18 protein-coding genes and 1 tRNA gene are annotated in these 20,680 nt (G+C 67.3%); 10 read left to right on the top strand and 9 right to left on the bottom strand.

The genetic code is table 11. From position 1 onward, the window contains the following. Nucleotides 1-20: 20 nt before the first annotated feature. Together dprA and QP552_RS18495 are read right to left on the bottom strand one after the other, a co-directional pair. Nucleotides 21-1,148: a DNA-processing protein DprA gene (gene dprA, locus QP552_RS18500; protein WP_286074304.1), complete on the bottom strand. Its 1,128-nt coding sequence runs from the start codon at nucleotides 1,146-1,148 to the stop codon at nucleotides 21-23. A gap of 181 nt (nucleotides 1,149-1,329) precedes the next feature. Next, nucleotides 1,330-2,463, bottom strand: coding sequence for a LysM peptidoglycan-binding domain-containing protein (locus tag QP552_RS18495; protein WP_106548893.1), 1,134 nt, complete (start codon nucleotides 2,461-2,463; stop codon nucleotides 1,330-1,332). Nucleotides 2,464-2,589: 126 nt separating this feature from the next. On the opposite strand from QP552_RS18495, the gene def reads away from it, so the two are divergent. From def to QP552_RS18470, 5 genes are all read left to right on the top strand, one after another. Then, nucleotides 2,590-3,102 carry a peptide deformylase gene (gene def, locus QP552_RS18490; protein ID WP_010481177.1) on the top strand — a complete coding sequence of 171 codons (513 nt, stop codon included), beginning with the start codon at nucleotides 2,590-2,592 and terminating at the stop codon, nucleotides 3,100-3,102. Nucleotides 3,103-3,222: 120 nt separating this feature from the next. After that, entirely contained in the window at nucleotides 3,223-4,146 is a 924-nt protein-coding gene (gene fmt / locus QP552_RS18485) for a methionyl-tRNA formyltransferase (protein WP_286074300.1), read from the top strand. Nucleotides 4,147-4,149: 3 nt separating this feature from the next. Continuing rightward, nucleotides 4,150-5,481 (top strand): 16S rRNA (cytosine(967)-C(5))-methyltransferase RsmB, encoded by a 1,332-nt coding sequence (rsmB, locus tag QP552_RS18480; protein ID WP_286074298.1) that lies wholly within the window; start codon nucleotides 4,150-4,152, stop codon nucleotides 5,479-5,481. Nucleotides 5,482-5,504: 23 nt separating this feature from the next. Then, complete coding sequence (locus QP552_RS18475) at nucleotides 5,505-7,226, top strand: glycosyltransferase family 39 protein (protein WP_286074296.1); 1,722 nt, start codon at nucleotides 5,505-5,507, stop codon at nucleotides 7,224-7,226. 117 nt (nucleotides 7,227-7,343) lie between these two features. Next, nucleotides 7,344-8,633 (top strand): O-antigen ligase family protein, encoded by a 1,290-nt coding sequence (locus tag QP552_RS18470; RefSeq protein WP_286074294.1) that lies wholly within the window; start codon nucleotides 7,344-7,346, stop codon nucleotides 8,631-8,633. Here QP552_RS18470 and QP552_RS18465 read toward each other — a convergent pair. Beyond that, nucleotides 8,606-9,727 carry a glycosyltransferase family 4 protein gene (locus tag QP552_RS18465; protein WP_111113039.1) on the bottom strand — a complete coding sequence of 374 codons (1,122 nt, stop codon included), beginning with the start codon at nucleotides 9,725-9,727 and terminating at the stop codon, nucleotides 8,606-8,608. The two genes, QP552_RS18470 and QP552_RS18465, sit on opposite strands and share 28 nt — an antisense overlap. Nucleotides 9,728-9,770: 43 nt before the next feature. Then, a complete protein-coding gene (locus tag QP552_RS18460) occupies nucleotides 9,771-10,589 on the bottom strand; it encodes a glycosyltransferase family 2 protein (protein ID WP_106548887.1) in 819 nt (272 codons plus the stop codon). Between QP552_RS18460 and QP552_RS18455 the strand changes: the two genes are divergently transcribed. Continuing rightward, nucleotides 10,588-11,646, top strand: coding sequence for a CDP-glycerol glycerophosphotransferase family protein (locus QP552_RS18455; protein ID WP_286074292.1), 1,059 nt, complete (start codon nucleotides 10,588-10,590; stop codon nucleotides 11,644-11,646). The two genes, QP552_RS18460 and QP552_RS18455, sit on opposite strands and share 2 nt — an antisense overlap. 69 nt (nucleotides 11,647-11,715) lie before the next feature. Here the strand turns inward: QP552_RS18455 and QP552_RS18450 are convergent, their stop codons facing one another. The 4 genes from QP552_RS18450 to QP552_RS18435 all read right to left on the bottom strand — a co-directional run bounded on the left by QP552_RS18450 (nucleotide 11,716) and on the right by QP552_RS18435 (nucleotide 15,970). Next, entirely contained in the window at nucleotides 11,716-13,254 is a 1,539-nt protein-coding gene (locus QP552_RS18450; protein WP_286074290.1) for a PH domain-containing protein, read from the bottom strand. Further along, entirely contained in the window at nucleotides 13,251-13,751 is a 501-nt protein-coding gene (locus QP552_RS18445; RefSeq protein WP_111113042.1) for a PH domain-containing protein, read from the bottom strand. Before QP552_RS18445 ends, QP552_RS18450 begins: the two co-directional genes overlap by 4 nt. A gap of 75 nt (nucleotides 13,752-13,826) precedes the next feature. Further along, nucleotides 13,827-14,963: a GTP cyclohydrolase II RibA gene (gene ribA, locus QP552_RS18440; RefSeq protein ID WP_111113043.1), complete on the bottom strand. Its 1,137-nt coding sequence runs from the start codon at nucleotides 14,961-14,963 to the stop codon at nucleotides 13,827-13,829. A gap of 86 nt (nucleotides 14,964-15,049) precedes the next feature. Then, nucleotides 15,050-15,970: a lauroyl acyltransferase gene (locus QP552_RS18435; RefSeq protein ID WP_099554591.1), complete on the bottom strand. Its 921-nt coding sequence runs from the start codon at nucleotides 15,968-15,970 to the stop codon at nucleotides 15,050-15,052. Nucleotides 15,971-16,031: 61 nt separating this feature from the next. On the opposite strand from QP552_RS18435, the gene dtd reads away from it, so the two are divergent. The 4 genes from dtd to QP552_RS18415 all read left to right on the top strand — a co-directional run bounded on the left by dtd (nucleotide 16,032) and on the right by QP552_RS18415 (nucleotide 19,109). After that, nucleotides 16,032-16,472: a D-aminoacyl-tRNA deacylase gene (gene dtd / locus QP552_RS18430; protein WP_111113044.1), complete on the top strand. Its 441-nt coding sequence runs from the start codon at nucleotides 16,032-16,034 to the stop codon at nucleotides 16,470-16,472. Nucleotides 16,473-16,562: 90 nt separating this feature from the next. Beyond that, nucleotides 16,563-18,416: an RNA polymerase sigma factor RpoD gene (rpoD, locus tag QP552_RS18425; protein WP_111113045.1), complete on the top strand. Its 1,854-nt coding sequence runs from the start codon at nucleotides 16,563-16,565 to the stop codon at nucleotides 18,414-18,416. Between the two features lie 265 nt (nucleotides 18,417-18,681). Next, a complete protein-coding gene (locus QP552_RS18420) occupies nucleotides 18,682-18,993 on the top strand; it encodes a hypothetical protein (RefSeq protein WP_111113046.1) in 312 nt (103 codons plus the stop codon). 40 nt (nucleotides 18,994-19,033) lie between these two features. Next, nucleotides 19,034-19,109 (top strand) — tRNA-Ile (locus QP552_RS18415). A 587-nt stretch (nucleotides 19,110-19,696) separates the two neighbouring features. Here QP552_RS18415 and QP552_RS18410 read toward each other — a convergent pair. Next, nucleotides 19,697-20,680, bottom strand: coding sequence for an RHS repeat-associated core domain-containing protein (locus QP552_RS18410; protein WP_258394059.1), 984 nt, complete (start codon nucleotides 20,678-20,680; stop codon nucleotides 19,697-19,699).

Raw genomic sequence — 20,680 nt, 5'->3', positions numbered from 1 at the left:
ACGCTGTGGAGGTGAAGAAACTAGGGAGTTCGACAGTAGCGGCCGTGTACGCACACCACGATTCCCGCCAGTTCCATGGCCAGCAGCATGGAGGACACCTGGGGCGCCGTCAATCCACAGCGCGTGATCAGTGAATCCATACTGCTTGGGTTGTGGTCCAGGGCCCGCCACAAGCACTGGTAGTCAGGGTCGTCGGCCCAGCGCGCCGGCAGGAGTGCCGGCGGTGCCTGTTCAGTGGGGGTGGCCAGCCGTGATTGCAAGCCCGGCAGCTGCTGGCGAAGGGCAGGGGCCAGCAGCTCCAGCACTTCCTCGGGGCGCTCGACCAGCGCGGCACCCTCGCGGATCAGCCGATGGCAGCCCGCAGCACGTGGATTGAGTACCGAGCCGGGCAGGGCACAGACTTCGCGGCCCGCCTCGGCAGCCAGCCGTGCGGTGATCAGGGCGCCGGAGCGTTGCGCGGCCTCGACCACCACCGTCGCCAGCGCCAGCCCGGCCACCAGCCGGTTGCGCGCGGGGAAGTGGCCCGGGCGTGCCGGTGTGCCCGGCAGGTACTCGCTGAGCACCGCGCCCTCGGCGGCGATCCGCCCCTGCAACCGTTGGTGGCTGTCCGGATAGGCCCGATCAGGGCCGGTCCCGATCACCGCTACGGTGCAGCCGCCTGCCTCCAGTGTGGCCAGGTGGGCGGCCGCGTCGATGCCGGCCGCCAGGCCACTGGTTACGGCCAGTCCGGCCTCGACGAAGCAGCTGGCAAAGCGCGCGGCCAGCGCGCGTCCTCCCGGGGTTGGCGAGCGGCTGCCGACCAGTGCCACGGAGGGGCGCCAGGCCAGGCTCGGATCGCCCGCCACGAACAGCGCCAGCGGCGGATTCGGGACGTCCAGCAGGGGCGGCGGAAAGGCTGCGTCGGCGAAGGACAGCAGATGGTGGTCGTCGTCTTCCAGCCAGTGCCTTACCGCGCTCCAGCCGCGGGCGTCGGGGCGTTCCAGTGCAGCGCACTGCTCTGGCGTGCAACCGTGCGCGCGCCAGTTCGCGGCGCCCTGCGCGATCGCAATCTCCGCGCTGCCTGCGGCCTGCAGCAGGGCCCGCCGTGGCGCCAGCGCGCCGCCTGCCATCACCAGGCGCAGCAGCGCCTCATGTGCATTTGTGGTCATTCCCCACTATCGGCTGCACACAACGAAGGCGCCCTAGGGCGCCTTCGCATGTGATCGTCAGGGTTTGCCGGAGACTGCCCCTGTAGAGTCGACTGTCAGTCGACCATCGCGCGTAGCGCGGGCGTTTTCGAGCATCTGGACGAAAAGCAGTCGACTAACAGTCGACTCTACACAGTCGACTCTATCGCGCGTCCGGGTGGAGGGCGTTGTACCCCACGCGCACCGGCTTCACGCCCTGCATCACCAGCGCGTAGCTGACGTTGTCGAAGGTGCGGAACACCATGGCATGCGCCGCGTACTCGTCCGGCAGCGAGACCCGGCCGGCGCCGGTGCTGAGCGAATCGTCCGTGCGCGACGAGTTCGGGTACTTCATGCGGTGCGCCACATGGCGGCCCGGGCGCCACAGCGAGAACACGGTTCCATTGTCCACGCCCTGCGTGCGACCCGCCGAGATCGCGATCACGTCGCGGGGGCCGCCGGCGGTGAACATGTCGGTGACGGCCAGCACGCGTACGTCGACGCCCTCGACACCGGCGGCGGGGACATGGGGCACGAACTGCAGGTCGTACGGCCTGGCCTCGATCGGCACCAGGCGGTCGCCGGCACGCACCTCGCGGCCGCCTTCGTTCTTGTCCAGCACCAGGGTGGACGCCTCGACCTTGCCGCCGGCGACATGGGTGATGGTGCCGGTGGCGACCTGGGCCAGCTCATAGCCGAGCACGCCGCGGCGGTGGTTGGGCGCGCTGTAGGCGCGCCACAGGTTGCCGCTGCCCGGGGTGACGTCGCCGTTGGCGGTCAGGTCCTCGGTCGGCTTGGGCTGGGCGTAGCGCACAGTCGGGCGGACGACCGCCCAGCGCTGGCCCACCTGAGCGTCGGCCAGGCGCACATAGACGGCGTGGCCGCTGGTGGCGCGCAGGCGTTCTTCCTCCAGGCCGGCCACGTAGGGCAGCTGCTCGATGCTGTCGACCACGCTCAGCTGCTTCAGGAACGGCTCGACCTGGGCCAGCGGAATGGCGTCGATCGGGGCCTCCTGGCGCGGGCCGGGCTGGGCCGCCACGGTCACCCGGTCCAGGTAGGCCAGGCTCAGGACGTCACCGGGATAGATCAGGTGCGGGTTGGCGATCTGCGGATTGGCCTGCCAGATCTCCGGCCACAGCCACGGCTTCTGCAGGAAACGTGCGGCGATATCCCACAACGTATCCCCTTTTCGGACCACATAGGTGTCCGGGTGCCCGCCATTCACTTCCACGGCGGTAGCATAGGCAGCCACGGTCAGCATCGCCGCGGCGACGACCGTACGAAAACGAAGCAACATAGGTGTGAAGCCCTGATTCCCCAACAGGTCCGCGCACTATAGTCCAGAAACCGGGGCGCAAGGCAAGCGTTGGAGCTAGAATCTGCGACGTATGCCGGCGTGCCGGCCCCCTATCCGGAAACAGCCATGGCCCTTCTCCCCATTCTCGAGTTCCCCGATCCGCGCCTGCGTACCAAGGCCGCGTTGATCGAAGCTGCCGAAGTCACCACGCCGGCCTTCCAGGAACTGATCGACAACATGTTCCTGACCATGTACGACGCCCCGGGCATCGGCCTGGCCGCCACCCAGGTGGACGTGCACAAGCGCTTCATGGTCATCGACGTCAGCGAAGAAAAGAATGAACCGCATGTGTTCATCAACCCGGAAATCGTCGCCAAGGACGGGGGCCGGGTGTACCAGGAAGGCTGCCTGTCGGTTCCGGGCATCTTCGCCGACGTCACCCGTGCCGACACCATCACCGTGAAGTACCTGGACCGCAACGGCCAGGAACAGCAGATGGAAGCCGGCGAAGTGCTGGCAACCTGCATCCAGCACGAGATGGATCACCTGGACGGCAAGCTGTTCATCGACTATCTGTCGCCGCTCAAGCGCGAGATGGTGCGCAAGAAGCTGGCCAAGCAGCGCAAGCACGTGGCGTGATCGCCAATCCGGGCCACCCTTCGGGTGGCCCGTGCCTGCGCGGCTCGCGCGGGCTGTACGGCGCCGGCCGACGGCGCCGTTTTCTTTCCTGCACGAATCCATCCTGCAAGTGGGGTAGCCATGAGGATTGTCTTTGCCGGTACGCCGGAATTCGCGGTGTCGTCGCTGCGCGCGGCTGCGCGCCACCATGAGGTCGTGGCCGTCTATACCCAGCCTGATCGCCCGGCCGGCCGTGGCCGTGGCCTGGCGCCTTCGCCGGTCAAGCTCGAAGCCGTGGCCCGTGGTATTCCTGTCTACCAGCCGGAGTCGCTGAAGGACGCGGCCGCCCAGCAGCAGCTGCGCGACCTGCAGCCGGACCTGATGGTGGTGGTGGCCTATGGCCTGATCCTGCCCAAGGCGGTGCTGGCCATCCCGACCCATGCTTGCTGGAACGTGCATGCCTCGCTGCTGCCGCGCTGGCGCGGCGCCGCGCCGATCCAGCGTGCGATCCAGGCCGGTGACGCGAAGACCGGGGTGTGCCTGATGCAGATGGAAGCTGGCCTCGATACCGGCCCGGTGCTGCTGCACCAGGAGCTTCCGATCGCCGCCACCGATACCGGCGGCCAGCTGCACGACAAGCTGGCCGAGCTGGGTGCCCAGGTGCTGTCCGACGGTCTGGGCCTGCTGCGCGCCGGCATCAAGCCGATCGCGCGGCCGCAGCCGGAACAGGGCGTGACCTACGCGCACAAGCTGGACAAGGCCGAAGCCAGGCTGGACTGGGCGCAGGACGCCGGCGCGCTGGCGCGTACCGTGCGCGCGTTCAATCCGTGGCCGATCGCCGAGGCGACGCTGGCCGGTGAACGGGTGCGCATCCACGGCGCGGTGGCGCTGGAGGCGGACCACGGCCAGGCACCGGGCACCGTGCTGGCCGCCGGCCGCGACGGCATCGACATTGCCTGTGGCCAGGGCGCGCTGCGCCTGCGCGTGCTGCAGCGTGAAGGCGGCAAGGCGATCACCGCTGCCGACTACCTCAACGCTCGCCGCGATCTGCGCGTGGGGGCATAAGCGGTGTCCAAGCAGAACGATTTCTCCGTCGCCAAGGCGGCACCGGGCGCGGCCACGCGCATGCTGGCCGCACGCGTGCTGGCACAGGTGTTCACCCGTGGCCGTTCGCTGAAGGCCGAACTGGCCTGGGCACTGCCGAAGCTGGCCGACAGCCGCGACCGCGCGCTGCTGGAAGCCCTGTGTTTCGCCGTGCTGCGCCGTCGCAGCACCTATGACGCGGCCTTGCAGGCCTGGATGCAGAAGCCGCTGTCGGCGCGCGATGCCGACCTGCGCACGCTGCTGATGGTCGGCTTCGCCCAGTTGGACGTGCTCGAACTGCCTGCGCACGCAGCACTTTCGGCTACGGTCGATGCGGCGCGCGCGCTGGGCCGTGAGCGCCAGGCTGGCCTGGTCAACGCGATCCTGCGCCGCGCCCAGCGCGAGGGGTTCCCCGAACAGCCTGCGCGCGACGCCTTCCCGGAATGGCTGGCTGATGCGATCGAACGCGATTGGCCGGCGCAGGCCGAAGCGATCTTCAGCGCCAGCCTGCAACCCGCGCCGTTGTGGCTGCGTGCCAACCGCCAGCACGGTGGTCGCGACAAGGCCCTGGCGACGCTGGCCGAGGCCGGCATTGCCGCTGAAGCCACTGCACTGTGTGCCGATGCGTTGCGCCTGGCGGCCCCCGTTGCCGTGAACCAGCTGCCGGGCTTCGGCGACGGTGCACTGTCGGTGCAGGACCTGTCGGCGCAGTGTGCCGCCGATGCGCTGGCGCCCGCGACCGGTGCCCGCGTGCTGGATGCCTGCGCGGCACCCGGCGGCAAGTCGGCGCATCTGCTGGAGCGTGACCCGAGCCTGCGCCTGCTGGCGCTGGATATCGACGCGCGCCGGCTCGCGCGTGCGCGCGACACCTACACCCGCACCGGTGTGGGCGAACATGCACAGACCCTGGTCGCCGATGCCAGCGATCCCGGCTCGTGGTGGGACGGCGTGCCGTTCGACGCGATCCTGCTGGATGCGCCGTGTTCGGCCACGGGCGTGATCCGCCGCCAGCCGGATGTGATGTTCCACCGTCGCGCCGAAGACATCGATGCACTGGTGGGCGTGCAGGCGCGCCTGCTGGAAGCCTGCTGGTCGATGCTGCGCCCGGGCGGCGTGCTGCTGTATGCCACCTGCTCGATCCTGCGCGCGGAGAACATCGATCAGGTGCGTGCGTTCCTGAAGTGGCATCCGGACGCCGTGGCGCAGCCGCTGGGCGATGCATTCGGCGTGGATTGCGAAGGCGTGGCACGCCAGCGACTGCCCGGTGACAACGATGCTGACGGTTTCTTCTACGCGCGTCTGATAAAAGCAGCCTGACCCCCGCTGCCGTTTCGAGTCCCATGCTGAAAACCCACGCGTCGCGCCAGACGTGGTTGTTCGTGGTGGTGGCCCTGCTGGTGCTGGGGGCCGGTCTCGGTCTCCGCGATCCGTGGCCCTCTGATGAACCACGCTTCGCGCTGGTGGCCAGGCAGATGGTCGACAGCGGTTACTGGTTGTTCCCGCATCGCGGAACCGAGCTGTATTCGGACAAGCCGCCGATGCTGATGTGGTGGCAGGCCTCGCTGTACGGCCTGGTTGGCCACTGGCGCGTGGCCTTCCTGCTGCCCTCGCTGCTGGCCGCACTGGGCACGCTGTGGTGCGTGGTCGATCTGGGGCGCCGGCTGTGGACGCGTCAGGTCGGGCTCTGCGCCGGGTGGGCACTGCTGTTCGCGCTGCAGTTCACCTTCCAGGCGAAGAAGGCGCAGATCGATCCGCTGCTGGTGCTGTTCATCACCCTGGCCAACTATGGCCTGCTGCGCCACCTGCTGCTGGGCCCGGCCTGGCGCTGGTGGTGGCTGGGCTGGTTCTTTGCCGGTATCGGGGTGATCACCAAGGGCGTGGGCATGCTGGCGCTGCTGATGATCGTGCCGGCGGCCATCGCTGCAGCCCTGCAGTGGCCCCGTGTTTCCCTGCACGCGCGCGATGTCCGCTTCTGGCTGGCACCGCTGGCCTTCCTGCTGGCGGTATCGCTGTGGCTGGCGCCGATGCTGCTGGCCGCGCTGGGCACCGGGTCGGACGAGTACCGCGCCTACATCAACGACATCCTGGTGCGGCAGACGGCCCGCCGCTACACGCAGTCCTGGGACCATCACCAGCCGTGGTGGTACTTCTTCGGTGTCATGCCAGCGATGTGGATACCGGCGTTTCTGGCGCTGCCATGGGCGATCCCGGCGTGGCGCCGGCGCCTGTGCCGCCGCGATCCACGCTACCTGCTGCCGCTGGCCTGGTGGGTGCTGGTCGTGCTGTTCTTCTCGATTCCCCAGGGCAAGCGTGATGTCTACATCCTGCCGGCGCTGCCGATGTTCTGCCTGGCGCTGGCACCGCTGCTGCCCGGGTTGCTGAAGCGACGGGATGTGCAGGCGGTACTGGGAGGGTTTGCCGCGTTGCTGGCACTGGGATTGAGCCTGGTCGGGGCGCTCGCGTTGCTGGGTGATCCGCGCTTCGAGGTGAGCCTTGCCCGTGGACGCGGATTGGCGCCCGGCGCCACCGATGCATTGGCGTGGACGATCCTTGCGATGGGGCTCTGGGGTGGCTTGAGCCTGGTGGTGGCTGGCTGGCGTCGAAGCCATCTGGCGCTGGTATCGACCCTGGCCGTGGCCTGGGTGCTCTACGGCCTGCTCGGCTACCCGTTGCTGAATGATTCAAGCTCCGCGCGTGGTCTGATGCGTGACGTCGGCACGCGTCTCGGGCCAGACGCGGAGCTGGGGCTGGTGGCCTGGAAGGAACAGAATCTGCTGATGGCGGACCGCCGCGCGGCAACCTTTGGATTCGAGAACCGCTGGCATGAACAGCTGCAGGCGGCCGTGCGCTGGCAGCGCTTGTCCCCCCGGCATCGCTGGTTGCTGGTGAATGACGATGCCATGCAGGGGTGCATTGATCGTTCGCAGGCGGAGATGGCCGGCATATCCAACCGCCGTCGCTGGTGGCTGGTTCCCGCCGGGGCGGTGTCCGGAGCCTGCGTGCCTGACCTGAAGGAACTGGAGCGCGAGTACCGGCTGCAGGGGCCGCCGGATGCGGACTGAACGAATGAGCGACAAACATGGCCAGTCTGCGTCAACCAGCGGCCTGCTCTGTCCTAGAATGAGGGCCGCTCCCGGCACCGTGCCGGTCTATCGCTACCGACCTGCCGACCGCACCACGTGACTCCGCTTTCCCCGCCTACCTCCCGCACGACGGGCCTCCTGGCCGGCGCCTACGCCGTGGTGCTGGGGGCGTTGCCGACGCTGCTGATGATCACCATGGAGGGCGGCAGCGCGGGGTTCTACCTGGCGATCCTGCTGTCGATCGTCCTGCTGGTGCTGCCCTCGGCCGCTCCGCGCCTGCTGCCCGGTTCCGCCCGGCGCTATGCGTGGATGGGCATCGGCATGGGCGTGATGCTGGCCGGCGTGCTGATCAGCCTGGGCGTGCACGGCATCTGGAAGGGATCGGAGGTCGAAAAGGCCGCGCGCCTGTTGTCGATGCTGCTGATCCTGTTCGCCGCGCTGCGGGTGCCACGCAGGATCCTTGCGCGGGCGATGCTTGGCACCCTGCCCGCGGTGTGGTCGGCAGCAGCCATCATTGGCTGGTTGGCGCTGGAGACCGGCGTGCGGCCTGCCACCCAGCAGTTCAATGCGGTGACCTACGGCGACCTGACCCTGTTGTTCGGTGTGCTGAGCCTGATGTCGCTGGGCCTGCCGGTGACTCGTTTCACCCGCCTCGAAGCCACGCTGAAGCTGCTGACCGGCATCCTTGGCCTGGTCGCATTCCTGTGGACGCAGACCCGCGGTGGCCTGCTGGCGATTCCCTGCTTCCTGCTGATCGGCCTGCTGGTGATGGGGCGCCGGCTTGGCCGCATGAAGATCCTGCTGGGTCTGGTGCTGGCGGCCGGCGTCGGCATTGTCGCCACCCATGATGGTGCGTTGCGCGATCGCATCGACGCTGGCGTGAGCGAGTATGGCGATTGCAGTGCCGACCACCTGGCCGATACCTCGGTCTGCATCCGCCTTCAGTTGTGGACCGCGGCGGGCTACATGATCCGCGAGCAGCCGGTGTTCGGTGTTGGTGGTGGCGACCGCTTCCGCCAGGAACTGGAACGACTTGCCGGAGAGGGAAAGGTGTCGGCGATGGTCGCGCGTGACTTCGGCGAGACCCACAACGACCTGCTGTATTTCCTGGCCACCTACGGCGTGCTGGGAGGGCTTGGCCTGGTGCTGGTCTACGTGGCCCCTGCGCTGGTGTTCGTGCCACGCCTGTGGCGTGGCGACGAACGGTCGCGGTTGCATGCCGCGGCAGGGTTGAGCATCTGCGTGGCATTCGCCGTCTTCGGGGTCACCGAAATGATGCTGCGTGACATGCGAACCGCCTCGTTCTATGCCGCCTGGGTTGCCCTGCTGCTGGCCCTGTCCGAGCCGCGCCGGGCAGATCAGGCCGAGGCCAGCACCGCTTCGTAACTGGCCAGGGTCGCCCCGGCGAAGGTCTGCAGGCCGAACTCGCGCTCCGCATGGTGGCGTGCGGCCATGCCCATCGCCGGCAGCGCCTGGCGTTGTTCATACATCGCCTGCACCTGCGCGGCGATGGCGGCCACGTCGCGGGTGGGCACGACCCAGCCGTCGACACCCTGCTCGATGTTTTCCGGCAGCCCTGCGTAGTCGCTGACCAGCATCGGCCTGGCGCTGGCCATCATTTCGCGGCAGGCGAAGGAGATCGTTTCGATGTCGTTGGACAGCACGAAGCCGACGTCGCCGGCGGCGATCAGTGGGCGTGTATCGGCCAGCAGGCCGGTGAAGTGGACCTGCGCGGCGACGTCACCGAGGGCCTGCACCTGCGCGCGTTGCTGCGCGCTGGGCAGGTGACCGGCGACCGCCATGTGCACATGCGGGCGGATCGCGTCGGGGAGCAGGGCAATGGCCTGCGCCAGGTCGATCCAGCCCTTGTAGTCATCGGTGCCGGCGTTGCTGACCAGCAGCAGCGCATCCGGGTCCTGCGTCCATTGCTGTCGCATCGCCTGGCCGGCATCGGCCGGCAGCGGTGCGAAGCGGTCCAGGTCGACGCCGTTGCGGACCACATCGATCGGGCAGCGCCGGTAGGGGCCCTGCTCCAGCAGGCGCCCGGTGTGTGCCGAAACCGCAATCACGCGGTCGGTGGCCCAGCGTGCCCTGAAGGCATTGCCCAGCGTACGGGTGGGCTTGCTGTTGTGCTTGGTCAGGATGATCGGCGGGCGGCGCATGCCGAGCAGTCCCTGCATCACGAAGCGGTGATCACGAGCACCGTTGACGTGGACCAGGTCGATGCCCTCGTCACGCACCAGCCGGCGCAGCGCGTGTTGCTCGGCCAGTTGCTGTGGCAGGGTCGGCAGGCCGCTGCCAAAGGCCATCGGCAGCGGGGTGGCGATTCCTTCCTCGGCCACCGTGCGCAGCAGGCGGCTGTCGGCGGGGGCTGCGACATGGAGCGTGTGCTGGCCATGCAGGGCTCGCGCCAGGGACACGATGTACGTGGTGTGGCCGCCACCGTCGCCGTAGTGGAAGTTGGTGTACAGGATTTTCATGGGGGATCTTCAGGCAACGCGCGGCAAGTGTGACACAGCCGGCTCAGGGCCGTTCCACGGGGGCCGGAGGGTCGGCGACCGCCTGGCCGTTGCCCAGCATCCACAGCATGATGGTCTTCTGCCGTACGTAGTTGGCACGCACATAGGCATAGACCAGGCCGTGCCAGCCGTCGCGGAAGCCGCCCCGGAACAGGAAGCCGCGCCAGAACCGCCAGGCCGGGGCCAGCACCAGCTTGCCCAGCGTGGCGCGCTTGCCACGCGCGAACTCGTGCTCGGCCATCATCCGCGCGTACTTCTCGGTCTTGGCCAGCTGCTGCTGCAATGATCGATAGGGGTAGTGGATGAGATCGCCGCGCAGGGTGCCGACGCTGCCGTCGACGCTGGCCGCCTCGTGGATCTCGCGCTTGCCGCGCCAGCCGCCCTGGCGGCGGTCGAACAGGCGCATCACCCGGTCCGGGTAGGCGTTGCCGTGGCGCAGGAACCTGCCAAAGTATTCGGACAGGCGGGCGAAACGGTAGCCGGCGTGGCCGGCGAAGCCGCCGTCACGGGCCTGTTCGATGGCCGTACGCAGCTCGGGGCTGATGCGCTCGTCGGCATCCAGGCACAGTACCCAGTCGTGGCTGGCCTGCTCGACGCAGAACGCCTTCTGGCTGCGGAAGCCCTCGAACACGCGCTGCAGCACGCGGGCACCGGCCGCCTCGGCGATGGCCACGGTGGCATCGGTGGACTGCGAGTCCACCACCACGATCTCATCGCAGAAGGCCAGCGAGGCCAGGCAGTCGCCGATGCGCCCGGCCTCGTTGAACGCGATAATGCACGCCGAGATGCGAGGCCGTTCGATGGGAGCGGTCGTGGAGGACATGATGGCCGGGTACCTGTTGTTTGCGACGGAGCGCTATGCGCTGCCTATTCTCGCCCCGTTGGCGCAGGCGTTGCACGCGTCTGGGCAGGAGGTTGCGGCCTGGTTCGAAGGCGGCGCGGCCGGCAGCAGCCTGCCGGGGGTGCCCAACGTCGGCCTGAAGCAGGCCCTGGCAATGCGCCCGCGGGCGGTATTCAGCGCGGCCAACTGGGTGCCGACCTTCCTTTCGGGGGCCAAGGTACAGCTGTTCCATGGCTTCAATGTGGAAAAGCGCGACAGTGCGCGCGGCCACTTCCGGGTGCGCGGCATGTTCGACCTGTACTGCACGCAGGGGCCGGCCACCACGACGCCGTTCCGCGAGATCGCGGCCCAGCAGGGCCACTTCGCGGTGGCCGAGACCGGCTGGCCGAAGCTGGACCCGCTGTTCCGCGATGACGGTGGCGAGAGCGCCGCACTGCGCGCGCCGGCCGGCGATCGCCCGGTGATCCTGTTCGGCTCGACTTTCACCGAGCGGCTGAGTGCGGCCCCGCACCTGCATGCGCAGATCGCCGCCGATATCGCGGCCGGTGGGCGTTACTGGCTGTTGACCCTGCATCCCAAATGTCCGCCGGAACTGTTCGAGCGCTACCGCGCGCTGGCCGATGGCAATGCCCGCTTCATCGAGCCGGAGCAGGTGATGGCCGCGCAGCGTGCCGCCGATGTGCTGGTGTCGGACACCTCGTCGATCGTTTCGGAGTTCATCGTCCAGCACAAGCCGGTGGTGACCTTCCGCAACCGCGTGCCGAAGCCGCACATGATTGATTTCGACGACCCGGCGCAGCTGCCGGCGATGCTGCAGCGCGCGCTGCACCCGGATGCCGCGCTGCAGGCGGAGATCGTGCGCTACGCCGGTGCCATCCACCCGTACCGCGATGGCCTTTCCAGCGAGCGGGTGATCGCGGCCACCGAGGATTTCCTGTCCGGTGAGATGGGAGCGCTGCGCCGCAAGCCGTTCGGCAGCTGGATGCGCGACCTGCAGATCCGCAAGGATCTGGGCTACTGGGGCCCCTCGCAGCGGTGATCGGGGGGATGTAGAGCCGAGCCCACGCTGGGCTCTACAGTAGATCCACGCCATGCGTGGATGCCCGCATCACCAGCGCAGCTTGCGCCGCGCCAGCGCGGCCGCCAGTTGATCCATAGCCTGCTGTGCCTGTGCCTGCGGCAGATGATGCAGGGTGAGTGCCACGTCGCCATGTGCACCGGCGGTATCCAGTTGCAGGCTGCTGGTGCCCAGCAGCTTGTCCAGCGGTGAACGCTGCAGGCGCAGGCCCTGCACCTTGTCCAGCTCGGCCCAGCGCCACCAGCGTTTCCACCAGCCGCCGCGCACGGCCACATAGTGCTCGTCCAGATACCAGCCCATGCGTGCCATCTGCCGGTGTGCGACCAGCAGTGCGACCGGCAGCCAGGCCAGCACGACCAGGCCCCAGGGGCCCCAACGCCAATACGCGGCGACGCCCAGCAGCGGCACCAGCAGCAGCGCGCCCAGGCACAGCCGCCACCAGCCGCGCTGCGGAATGGACTGCCATTGCGCCGGCGGCCAGTGCAGCTGGGGCAGCAGGTGCTGCACCAGCTGTGTGCAGTGTTCGCGGGTTGCCAGCGGTGCCAGTTCGCGCAGGGCGCGGTCCTCATCACGCGAAGGGCCACCGGCGGCACTGTCGATGCGCAGCTGGCGCAGCCCGAACCAGCGCTGCAGGGTGCCTTCGCGCAGGGTCCAGGCCTGTATGCGGCGACGTGCCACGCTGCTGCGGGTGCGGCTGAACATCCCGGCCGACACCGTCAGGCGGCGGTCCTGCTCGACGAGGGTGAAGCCGTGGTAACGCAACAGGGTCAGCACCACTGACAGCATGCGCAGCGCCAGCCAGCCCAGCAGCAGCGCTGCCGCCACCAGCAGGAAGGCGCCGGTCACGCCGGGATGCAGGTGGCTGGCATAGCCGAAGGCCTCACGGCCGCCGCGCTGGATGGCATCGTCCATCACTGGCCGCGGCACCGTCTGGAACAGCACGCCGAACGCGGCCACCGCCAGTGCCCAGCCGCGGTTGGAGAGCAGTCCCATGCGCACCACGTCCCAGCTGGACAGTCGCAGCAGCACGTGTTCGCTGTCGACGTCGGCAATGGGCGGCGCATCCACGGCGTCGTCGGCCTGCGGCGCCTGCCCGCGCTGGCGGACCAGCCGTTCCAGCGCCAGTGCCTGGTCCAGCTTCAGTACCCGCATCTCCGCTTCCGGGCGCACACCGCCGGCCGATTCCAGGCGCAGCTCGGCCACGCCGAACAGGCGGTGCAGCGGGTTCTGCCGCACTTCCACGTTGTGGATGCGGGCGAACGGGATCTCGCGGCGGTTGCGCGCCAACAGGCCACTGCGCACGGTGATCGCGTCGCTGCCGATGCGGTAGCGGTAGCTGAGGTACTGCAGCACCGACACCAGGACCAGCGCGGCAATTGCCGTCAGCGGAATCAGCTGCGCCCACATCGGATCGCGGTCGCCGCGCTGGCCGAACACCAGCAGCGCGACCAGCGGCAGGAAGTAGTGGCGCAGCTGCATCAGCAGCACGAACAGCCACGACCACGGGTGCAGCCGGTGGTCCTCGGTACCGGCGGGCAGCGGTGCAGGCAGGGGGGGCGGCAGGCTCACAGGGCGTCGGCGTCCTGGTCGAGCTGGTGGGACAGGGTGTCACGCAGGCGTTCGGCGTCGGCCTCGTCCAGGCCGCTCACGGTCACCGCGCTCATGCGGGTGCCGGCGGTGTGCACGATCAGCGTGGCCAGCCCGGCACGGCGCTCCAGCGGGCCCCGCCGCAGATCGAGATGCTGCACTCGCGAGAGCGGGATTCGCGTTTCCAGCTGCCACATGAGGTCGCGGCGCAGGCCCAGGCCCTGTGCGTCCAGCCGCCAACGGGTGCGGACCAGGCGTCGACGGCCCAGCCATGCACCAAAGGCCACACCCATCAGCAGCCCGGCTGCAGCGGTCCACAGGCCACCGGGCAGATCGAAGAACCACGCCGCCGCCGCCAGTGGCAGGCCCGGCACGAACAGGCCACCGAAGGCGCCTTCCAGTGCGGCCAGGCGGGCTGCACGTTGCGGCAGTGACTGCCAATCGGTGGCAGGTGGTGCAGGAATCGAGGCGTCGGTCACGCGGGCTCCGTCAGGCAGCAGGGCGGGCGGTAGCGGCCATGGCCGCACCGCGCAGACGGTAGCAGGTCGGCTGCGTTACTGGGCAGCCTGGATCAGCGCATCGACATCCAGCAGGTGGCCGGCACGGTCGGCCTTGGTGCGCAGGTAGTTCTCGTTCTCGGCAGTGATCTCGCCGGTGACCGGAATGCAGTCCAGCACTTCGATGCCGGCATTGCGCAGGCGCTGCGCCTTGGTCGGGTTGTTGCTGAGCAGCGCCACGCGCGAAATACCCAGGCCACGCAGCATGGCCACGGCGCTGCCGTAGCGGCGCTCGTCGGCACCGAAGCCCAGCTGCGCATCGGCGTCGATGGTGTCCAGGCCGTCGTGCTGGTAGCCATAGGCGCGCATCTTGGCGGCGATGCCGGTGCCGCGGCCTTCCTGGTCCAGGTACAGCAGCACGCCACCGCCCAGCTCCTTCAGCTTGCGCAGGCCGCGCCGCAGCTGGTCGCCGCAGTCGCACTTGAGGGAGCCGAACAGGTCGCCGGTCAGGCACGAAGAATGCACGCGCACCGGCACCACTGCAGACAGGTCCGGCTCGCCGACGATGATCGCGACCTGGTCGCGCTGCGCCACGCCGCCGCGGAAGACTGCGAAGGTGGTCATGCCGACGTCGCGCAGCGGCACCGGCGAACGAGCTACCAGTTCGTAGTCATGGGCCGCATGTGCAGCGCCTTCGGCCAGGTCGCACAGGGCCACCTCGGCCGCACCGTCGAAAGTATGGTCATCGACGTCCAGGCGCACCGCGACCATCGCTGGCAGCAGCAGGCCCAGGCGGGCCAGCTCGACCGCCCCGGCATCGAAGGCGTCGCCGGCACTCCAGCCTTCCGGCATCGGACCGGGTTCGCGCAGGTAGCCCAGCGAGGGCAGGGCATCAAAGGCCACACCGCTCAGCGGCAGGCGCGCGCCCTGCGGTGCCTCCACGCCGAGCACGCGGGCACGGGTGGCGGTCAGGAACAGGTAGTGGCGCTCGCGGGCGGCAGTGGCGAAGGCGGCGAAGCTGCTGGCCGTGGCGCTGTCCAGCGCGATCACCGCCAGGCGCTGGCCCTGGCCATCGTGGAGCAGCACCGGGCGACCGGCACGCAGTTCGGCAACCGCGCGCTCGCAGCGGATCGCGGCCGGATCGCCGAACAGGGAAGAAGCAGCAGACATGGCAGGACCGGGGGAGGCGGACATCGCAGTCTCTATGGGGGCGACGGCATCGAATTCAACGCGGTGCGGCCGCCGGTCGCAGGGACCGGGAGGCCCTGGGCGGGTCGCCGTCAGTGGGGATGCTCTTCGGTCGCGTAGGGGTCTTCCTCGTCGCTGCCCGGTGGCCGCAGCGTATAGCGCTTGTAGGTCCACTGGTACTGCGCCGGGTCGCGGCGGGCGATGCGTTCGATGCCGGCATTGAGTGCGGTGGCCGCCACCTGCGGGTCCGGATCGGCCACGGCCGGGTCGGTCGGCTCGATGTGCAGGGCGAATTCCATGTCCGGCCCGATGCGCTCGCACCAGCCATAGAGCACGGTGGCGCCGGTGCGTTCGGCCAGCCGGTTGACCAGGGTCATGGTCAGCGCCTGCACGCCGAAGAACGGCACGAACACGCCATCGCCGGCCTTGGGCTGCTGGTCGGGCAGGATGCCGGTGGCGCCGCCGTCCTTGAGCACCTTGAACAGCTGGCGCACGGCCGGGCCTTCGGCGCGCACCTGCTGCACGTTCTGCCCGCCGCGCACCAGCTGCAGGAAGGCATCGCTGGCTTCGTCCTCCGGTGGCTTGTAGACGATGGCGATCTGCCCGCGCGAGGCCAGCCACTGGTTCAGCAGCTCCCAGTTGCCGAAGTGCGGGGCGGCCACGATCACGCCCTTGCCGCTGGCCAGCGCCGCGTCGTACAGGGCCTCGCCATGGCGCTGCTTCAGGTGCAGGCGCAGGTTGTCGGCCGGCGTCTGGCTCCACAGCCGCAGGGTTTCGATGGCCTGCAGGGCGGTGGAGCGCAGCAGCTCCCGGTGCAGCCGGTCGCGGGCAGCGCCGTCCAGCTCGGGGTAGGCCAGCTCCAGGTTGCGCCGGGTGACACGGCTCTCGCGGGCATTGAGGGCGATCCACGCCCACGCCAGGGCGCGCGCGAACGCCCGCAGCAGCGGCCAGGGCAGGCGGGCGAACAGGGTGGTGGCGCGGTAGACCAGCCGGGCTTTGCGTTGCGGATTCATCGGCGCCAGTTTAGCCAAGGGCGCTGCTATCGTGGCCGGCCCTGTTCATTGGAAGCCCACGATGCTCGTCCTGATCCAGCGTGTCAGCCAGGCCGCCGTCCATGTCGATGAGGAAGCCGTGGGGCAGATCGGGCCCGGCCTGCTGGCCCTGGTCGGCATGGAGCCGGGCGATACCGAGGCCCAGCTGCGGCGGATGGCCGAGCGCCTGCTGGGCTACCGGGTGTTCGCCGACGAGGCCGGGAAGATGAACCGTTCGCTGCGCGATACCGGCGGCGGCCTGCTGCTGGTCAGCCAGTTCACCCTGGCCGCCGACACCCGTTCGGGCATGCGGCCGAGCTTCACCACGGCCGCGCCGCCGGACGAGGCTGAACGCGGGTTCAATCGTTTTGTCGAGATCTGTCGTGAAAATCACGCGCCAGGGGTGGAAACGGGCCGATTTGGTGCCCATATGGTCGTCAGCCTGGTCAATGACGGTCCCGTGACCTTCCTTCTCCGGCCCTGAGCCTGCGGGACCACCGCCCGGCAGGCGGGGCCCCGGGCTGGTATAATGCTACGTTCCCTATTTCTCCCTAGCCGGTGGCGCGAGCACTACATGGCCAACGAACGTCCTGCCCAATCCGAAATCAAGCAACTGATCAGCAAGGGCCTGGAACAGGGCTACCTGACCTACGCCGAAGTCAATGACCATCTGCCGGACGACATGGTCGACCCGGAACAGATCGAAGACATCATCGGCATGATCAACGGCATGGGCATCGATGTCCATGAAGTTGCGCCGGATGTGGAAACCCTGCTTCTCAACGACGGCAACACCGGCAACCGCGAAGTCGATGACACCGCGGCCGAAGAAGCTGCCGCCGCGCTGAGCGCGCTCGACACCGAAGGTGGCCGTACCACCGACCCGGTGCGCATGTACATGCGCGAAATGGGCACCGTCGAGCTGCTGACCCGCGAAGGCGAAATCGCCATCGCCAAGCGCATCGAGGAAGGCCTTTCGCAGGTCCAGGCTGCCCTGGGCCAGTTCCCGGTGTCGGTCGAGTCGCTGCTGACCGACTACGAAGCCCACAAGGAAGGCAAGAAGCGCCTGGCCGAAGTGATCGTCGGCTTCAACGACCTGACGGACGAAGCGCCGGCACCGGCCGCGGCCGCCGCTGATGACAGCGACGATGCCGACGCCGAGGGCGACGAGGACGAGGACGATGATGTCGACGGCGGCGATGAAGAAGCCGCACCGACCGGTCCGGATCCGGAGGAAGTCGCTGCGCGCATGCAGGCGCTGAGCGATGCCTTCAACGCCTTCAAGAAGGCCGCGACCAAGGGCGACAAGAAGAACTTGCCGCGCCTGCGCGAAGAAATGTCGGCGGTGTTCGTCACCCTGAAGCTGCCGCTGCCGCTGACCGATGTGCTGACCAAGCAGCTGCGCGACACCATGGCGTCGATCAAGGCCCACGAGCGCCGCGTGCTGAACCTGGCCACCGTCACTGCCCGCATGCCGCGCAAGGACTTCATCCGTTCCTGGGAAGGCAACCAGACCAACCTGGAGTGGGTGGAAGACGCACTGAAGCGCAAGCAGAAGTGGTCCTCGGCCCTGCGCGAAGTGAAGGACCAGATCATTGCCGAACAGCAGGCGACGATCGACATCGAGACGCTGACCCAGCTGGACCTGGAAGAGCTGAAGGAAATCAGCCGTGCCATGGCCTATGGTGAAGCCAAGGCGCGCAAGGCCAAGAAGGAAATGGTCGAGGCCAACCTGCGCCTGGTGATCTCGATCGCCAAGAAGTACACCAACCGCGGCCTGCAGTTCCTCGACCTGATCCAGGAAGGCAACATCGGCCTGATGAAGGCCGTGGACAAGTTCGAATACCGCCGCGGTTACAAGTTCTCGACCTACGCCACCTGGTGGATCCGCCAGGCGATCACCCGCTCGATCGCCGACCAGGCACGCACCATCCGTATTCCGGTGCACATGATCGAGACGATCAACAAGTTGAACCGCATTTCCCGCCAGATGCTCCAGCAGTACGGCCGCGAGGCTACGCCGGAGGAGCTGGCCAAGGAAATGGACATGCCGGAAGACAAGATCCGCAAGGTGATGAAGATCGCCAAGGAGCCGATCTCGATGGAAACCCCGATCGGCGACGACGAGGATTCCCATCTGGGCGACTTCATCGAGGACACCAACGTGGAGTCCCCGATCGAGAACACCACCAACATCAACCTGTCTGAAACCGTGCGCGACGTGCTGGCCGGCCTCACCCCGAGGGAAGCCAAGGTGCTGCGCATGCGCTTCGGCATCGACATGAACACCGACCACACGCTGGAAGAGGTCGGCAAGCAGTTCGACGTGACCCGCGAGCGCATCCGCCAGATCGAAGCGAAGGCCCTGCGCAAGCTGCGTCACCCGAGCCGTTCGGAGCAGCTGCGCAGCTTCCTGGATATCGATTGATATCCGGCGGTTGTTGAAGCGTTGAGAGAAACCCCGCCTGGTGCGGGGTTTTTCTTTGGTAGCGCCGGGCCATGCCCGGCGAATCTTTCCGATGTCGCCTATGCCGTTTGAATTCTTCCTGCGGCGACTGCACGCTGGCCGTGCAGATGCTCAACACATCACGTAGGCGGTCCGGTCATCACCGGCGCTGATGCAAGCGCGCAGCAGGTCTCGTACATCACATATGGCGTGCTGCACAGATTCGTCATGCATCTGGAGTAACGCCATGAATGATGTGGAGCACGATCTGTCTGATTTCCTGCAGACTGATTTTCCGTCGCTGCTTGATTGGGATGAGGTGACGCAGGAAGAGCGTGAGGATCGGCTGGGATTTGCCAGCCGCACGACTTATGCGCTGCTGACGCTGTCTGGTGCGGAACTGGTTTGGGGCCTTGGCGGCAGCGATCAGAAGGCGCTGGAAGAGGCCAGGAGGACGGTGGCGCTGTTCCAGGCACACCTGCGGCGGCAGGTGTGGTTTGCGGAGGTGGCGGAGAAGCGGTTGGGGCGTGTTGCTGAGGCTCTTGCTGCTGCCGGGTAGCCGATCGAGCACGGCCTCCACTACACTGTGGCGCTGCGCCGGGCCTATAGCTCAACGGTTAGAGCAGGGGACTCATAATCCCTTGGTTCCAGGTTCGAATCCTGGTGGGCCCACCATATTGACGTCCAATGGCGTCCCTGAAGCCATCGTGGTGCTTGATTCATGGCCGCATCCAGCGGTATTCAGCGGCGTCCACTTGCATCCACAGGAAAGTGAGTCAGGCTGTGTGCCGGCGGGCGAGAGGCCCCGGACGACTCACAACAATCTCACCTTTGCCTGGACAGGCAAAGGTGAGCCATCCGGTGCGAAGGGCGCCATCCCAAGGGTGTAGCGCGGCGCTATCGTGCTCGCTCCCGCTGCGGCGGGATGTACGTGCTCTAGCCGAAGGCGACTATCCGAATGACGCCTCTGGTGCAGACTCCATCGCCAAACAGAATCGATGCGGATTGGTGAAAGATCACTCCGGCGTCTTCATGGTTAACAAATGAAATTGCGCAGCTTACGGTCTGTCCTGGCGATATCTTCTTTACGATTCTGTCGTTGATAACAAAGGTGTACCAAGTCGGTTTTCGGTCCAGCGATAGCGCCATGGGCCGAGCAGTTGAAGCCTCCATAGCGACCACGGGACGTCCTCGGGAGTCCACTAGATCAAGGTGGAGTTCTGCGCGAAATGGGGGGAGGTTGGGGTAGGGGATAGTCATCTTCAGCAACTTGTTTGTTTGATATGAGATCCAGTGCAGATCACCTTGTTCACCTGCGAGCTGGGAATTGCAATGCTCTCCATAGCTTTGCCCGTGTCGTTGAATTCGGTGCGTTCGGCCGACTTGACGAGGCTGGCGGGTGCACGCCCTTCGACGACGGTATGAGTGGAGCCAAACCCCCTCGTGTAGGCTTTGGCGAGCGCTTCCGCGTCTGGCCTGTTGTTGACGAATCGCTTGACGCTATCCCCATTCGGCGCTGCAGCAAAATGCCCCAACTTGTTCAAACTAGCGAGTTCTGCTGCGTCGACTGCCCGATACAAGGCTACTGATCCGGCAGAGAGAGATGCGCCACCTAGAGCATCGCCCATTCCAATATCCGCAACAGCAGACCCAATTGAGCTCGCGGTGCTTGGATTGGCTAGTGCCCAAGAGCCAGCGAATCCAGCTGCGGGAAGTGCAAGCACGCCTGCTAAGGAGTATCCGATGGCAGGCCCCATCCAATCGCTGGAGTTGCGAGGCGGGGGCAGAACGGCTCCACCATTGGTGATGTTGTTGACTACTCGAAACGCAGCACCGCTCTCACGTCCATCAGGGTCTATGAATCGATAGGGGTTGCTATTCGCGTACCTGTATCGGTTGAACTGGCCCACTGGACTGCCATACGCAGAGACTGGGTCGCTTGAGAGGAATACGCCCAGCTGCGGATCCATGTACCGCTGTTGCATGTAGCTCAGGCCAGTTGCCGAATCGCTGACGTGTCCGGTGTAGCCCGGCCCATCCGTGACTTGCTCCCCCACCACCGCCCCATAGGGTTCGTAGTCATAGCGTTTGACCACAGTGCCATTGGCATCGGTCTCGGCCACAACCGAGCCCAAGGCATCGGTGTGGATGTAGGTAACCGTTTGGGCAATTGCCGGCCCGACAACAAGCATGGATGCGAACAGCACCAGTTTTCGGGCTGCCACAGCAAATGGTTCATTGCACAT

It is taken from the genome of Stenotrophomonas sp. 59, assembly GCF_030291095.1.
GTDB classification, from domain to species: domain Bacteria; phylum Pseudomonadota; class Gammaproteobacteria; order Xanthomonadales; family Xanthomonadaceae; genus Stenotrophomonas; species Stenotrophomonas maltophilia_Q.
This window is presented reverse-complemented; position numbering and strand designations above follow the sequence as displayed.

Coding starts and splice junctions, on each gene's coding strand:
- dprA (WP_286074304.1), bottom strand. CDS start 1,148: ATGACCACAAATGCACATGAGGCGCTGCTGCGCCTGGTGATGGCAGGC.
- QP552_RS18495 (WP_106548893.1), bottom strand. CDS start 2,463: ATGTTGCTTCGTTTTCGTACGGTCGTCGCCGCGGCGATGCTGACCGTG.
- def (WP_010481177.1), top strand. CDS start 2,590: ATGGCCCTTCTCCCCATTCTCGAGTTCCCCGATCCGCGCCTGCGTACC.
- fmt (WP_286074300.1), top strand. CDS start 3,223: ATGAGGATTGTCTTTGCCGGTACGCCGGAATTCGCGGTGTCGTCGCTG.
- QP552_RS18475 (WP_286074296.1), top strand. CDS start 5,505: ATGCTGAAAACCCACGCGTCGCGCCAGACGTGGTTGTTCGTGGTGGTG.
- QP552_RS18465 (WP_111113039.1), bottom strand. CDS start 9,727: ATGAAAATCCTGTACACCAACTTCCACTACGGCGACGGTGGCGGCCAC.
- QP552_RS18455 (WP_286074292.1), top strand. CDS start 10,588: ATGATGGCCGGGTACCTGTTGTTTGCGACGGAGCGCTATGCGCTGCCT.
- QP552_RS18460 (WP_106548887.1), bottom strand. CDS start 10,589: ATGTCCTCCACGACCGCTCCCATCGAACGGCCTCGCATCTCGGCGTGC.
- ribA (WP_111113043.1), bottom strand. CDS start 14,963: ATGTCCGCCTCCCCCGGTCCTGCCATGTCTGCTGCTTCTTCCCTGTTC.
- QP552_RS18435 (WP_099554591.1), bottom strand. CDS start 15,970: ATGAATCCGCAACGCAAAGCCCGGCTGGTCTACCGCGCCACCACCCTG.
- dtd (WP_111113044.1), top strand. CDS start 16,032: ATGCTCGTCCTGATCCAGCGTGTCAGCCAGGCCGCCGTCCATGTCGAT.
- rpoD (WP_111113045.1), top strand. CDS start 16,563: ATGGCCAACGAACGTCCTGCCCAATCCGAAATCAAGCAACTGATCAGC.
- QP552_RS18420 (WP_111113046.1), top strand. CDS start 18,682: ATGAATGATGTGGAGCACGATCTGTCTGATTTCCTGCAGACTGATTTT.
- QP552_RS18410 (WP_258394059.1), bottom strand. CDS start 20,680: ATGTGCAATGAACCATTTGCTGTGGCAGCCCGAAAACTGGTGCTGTTC.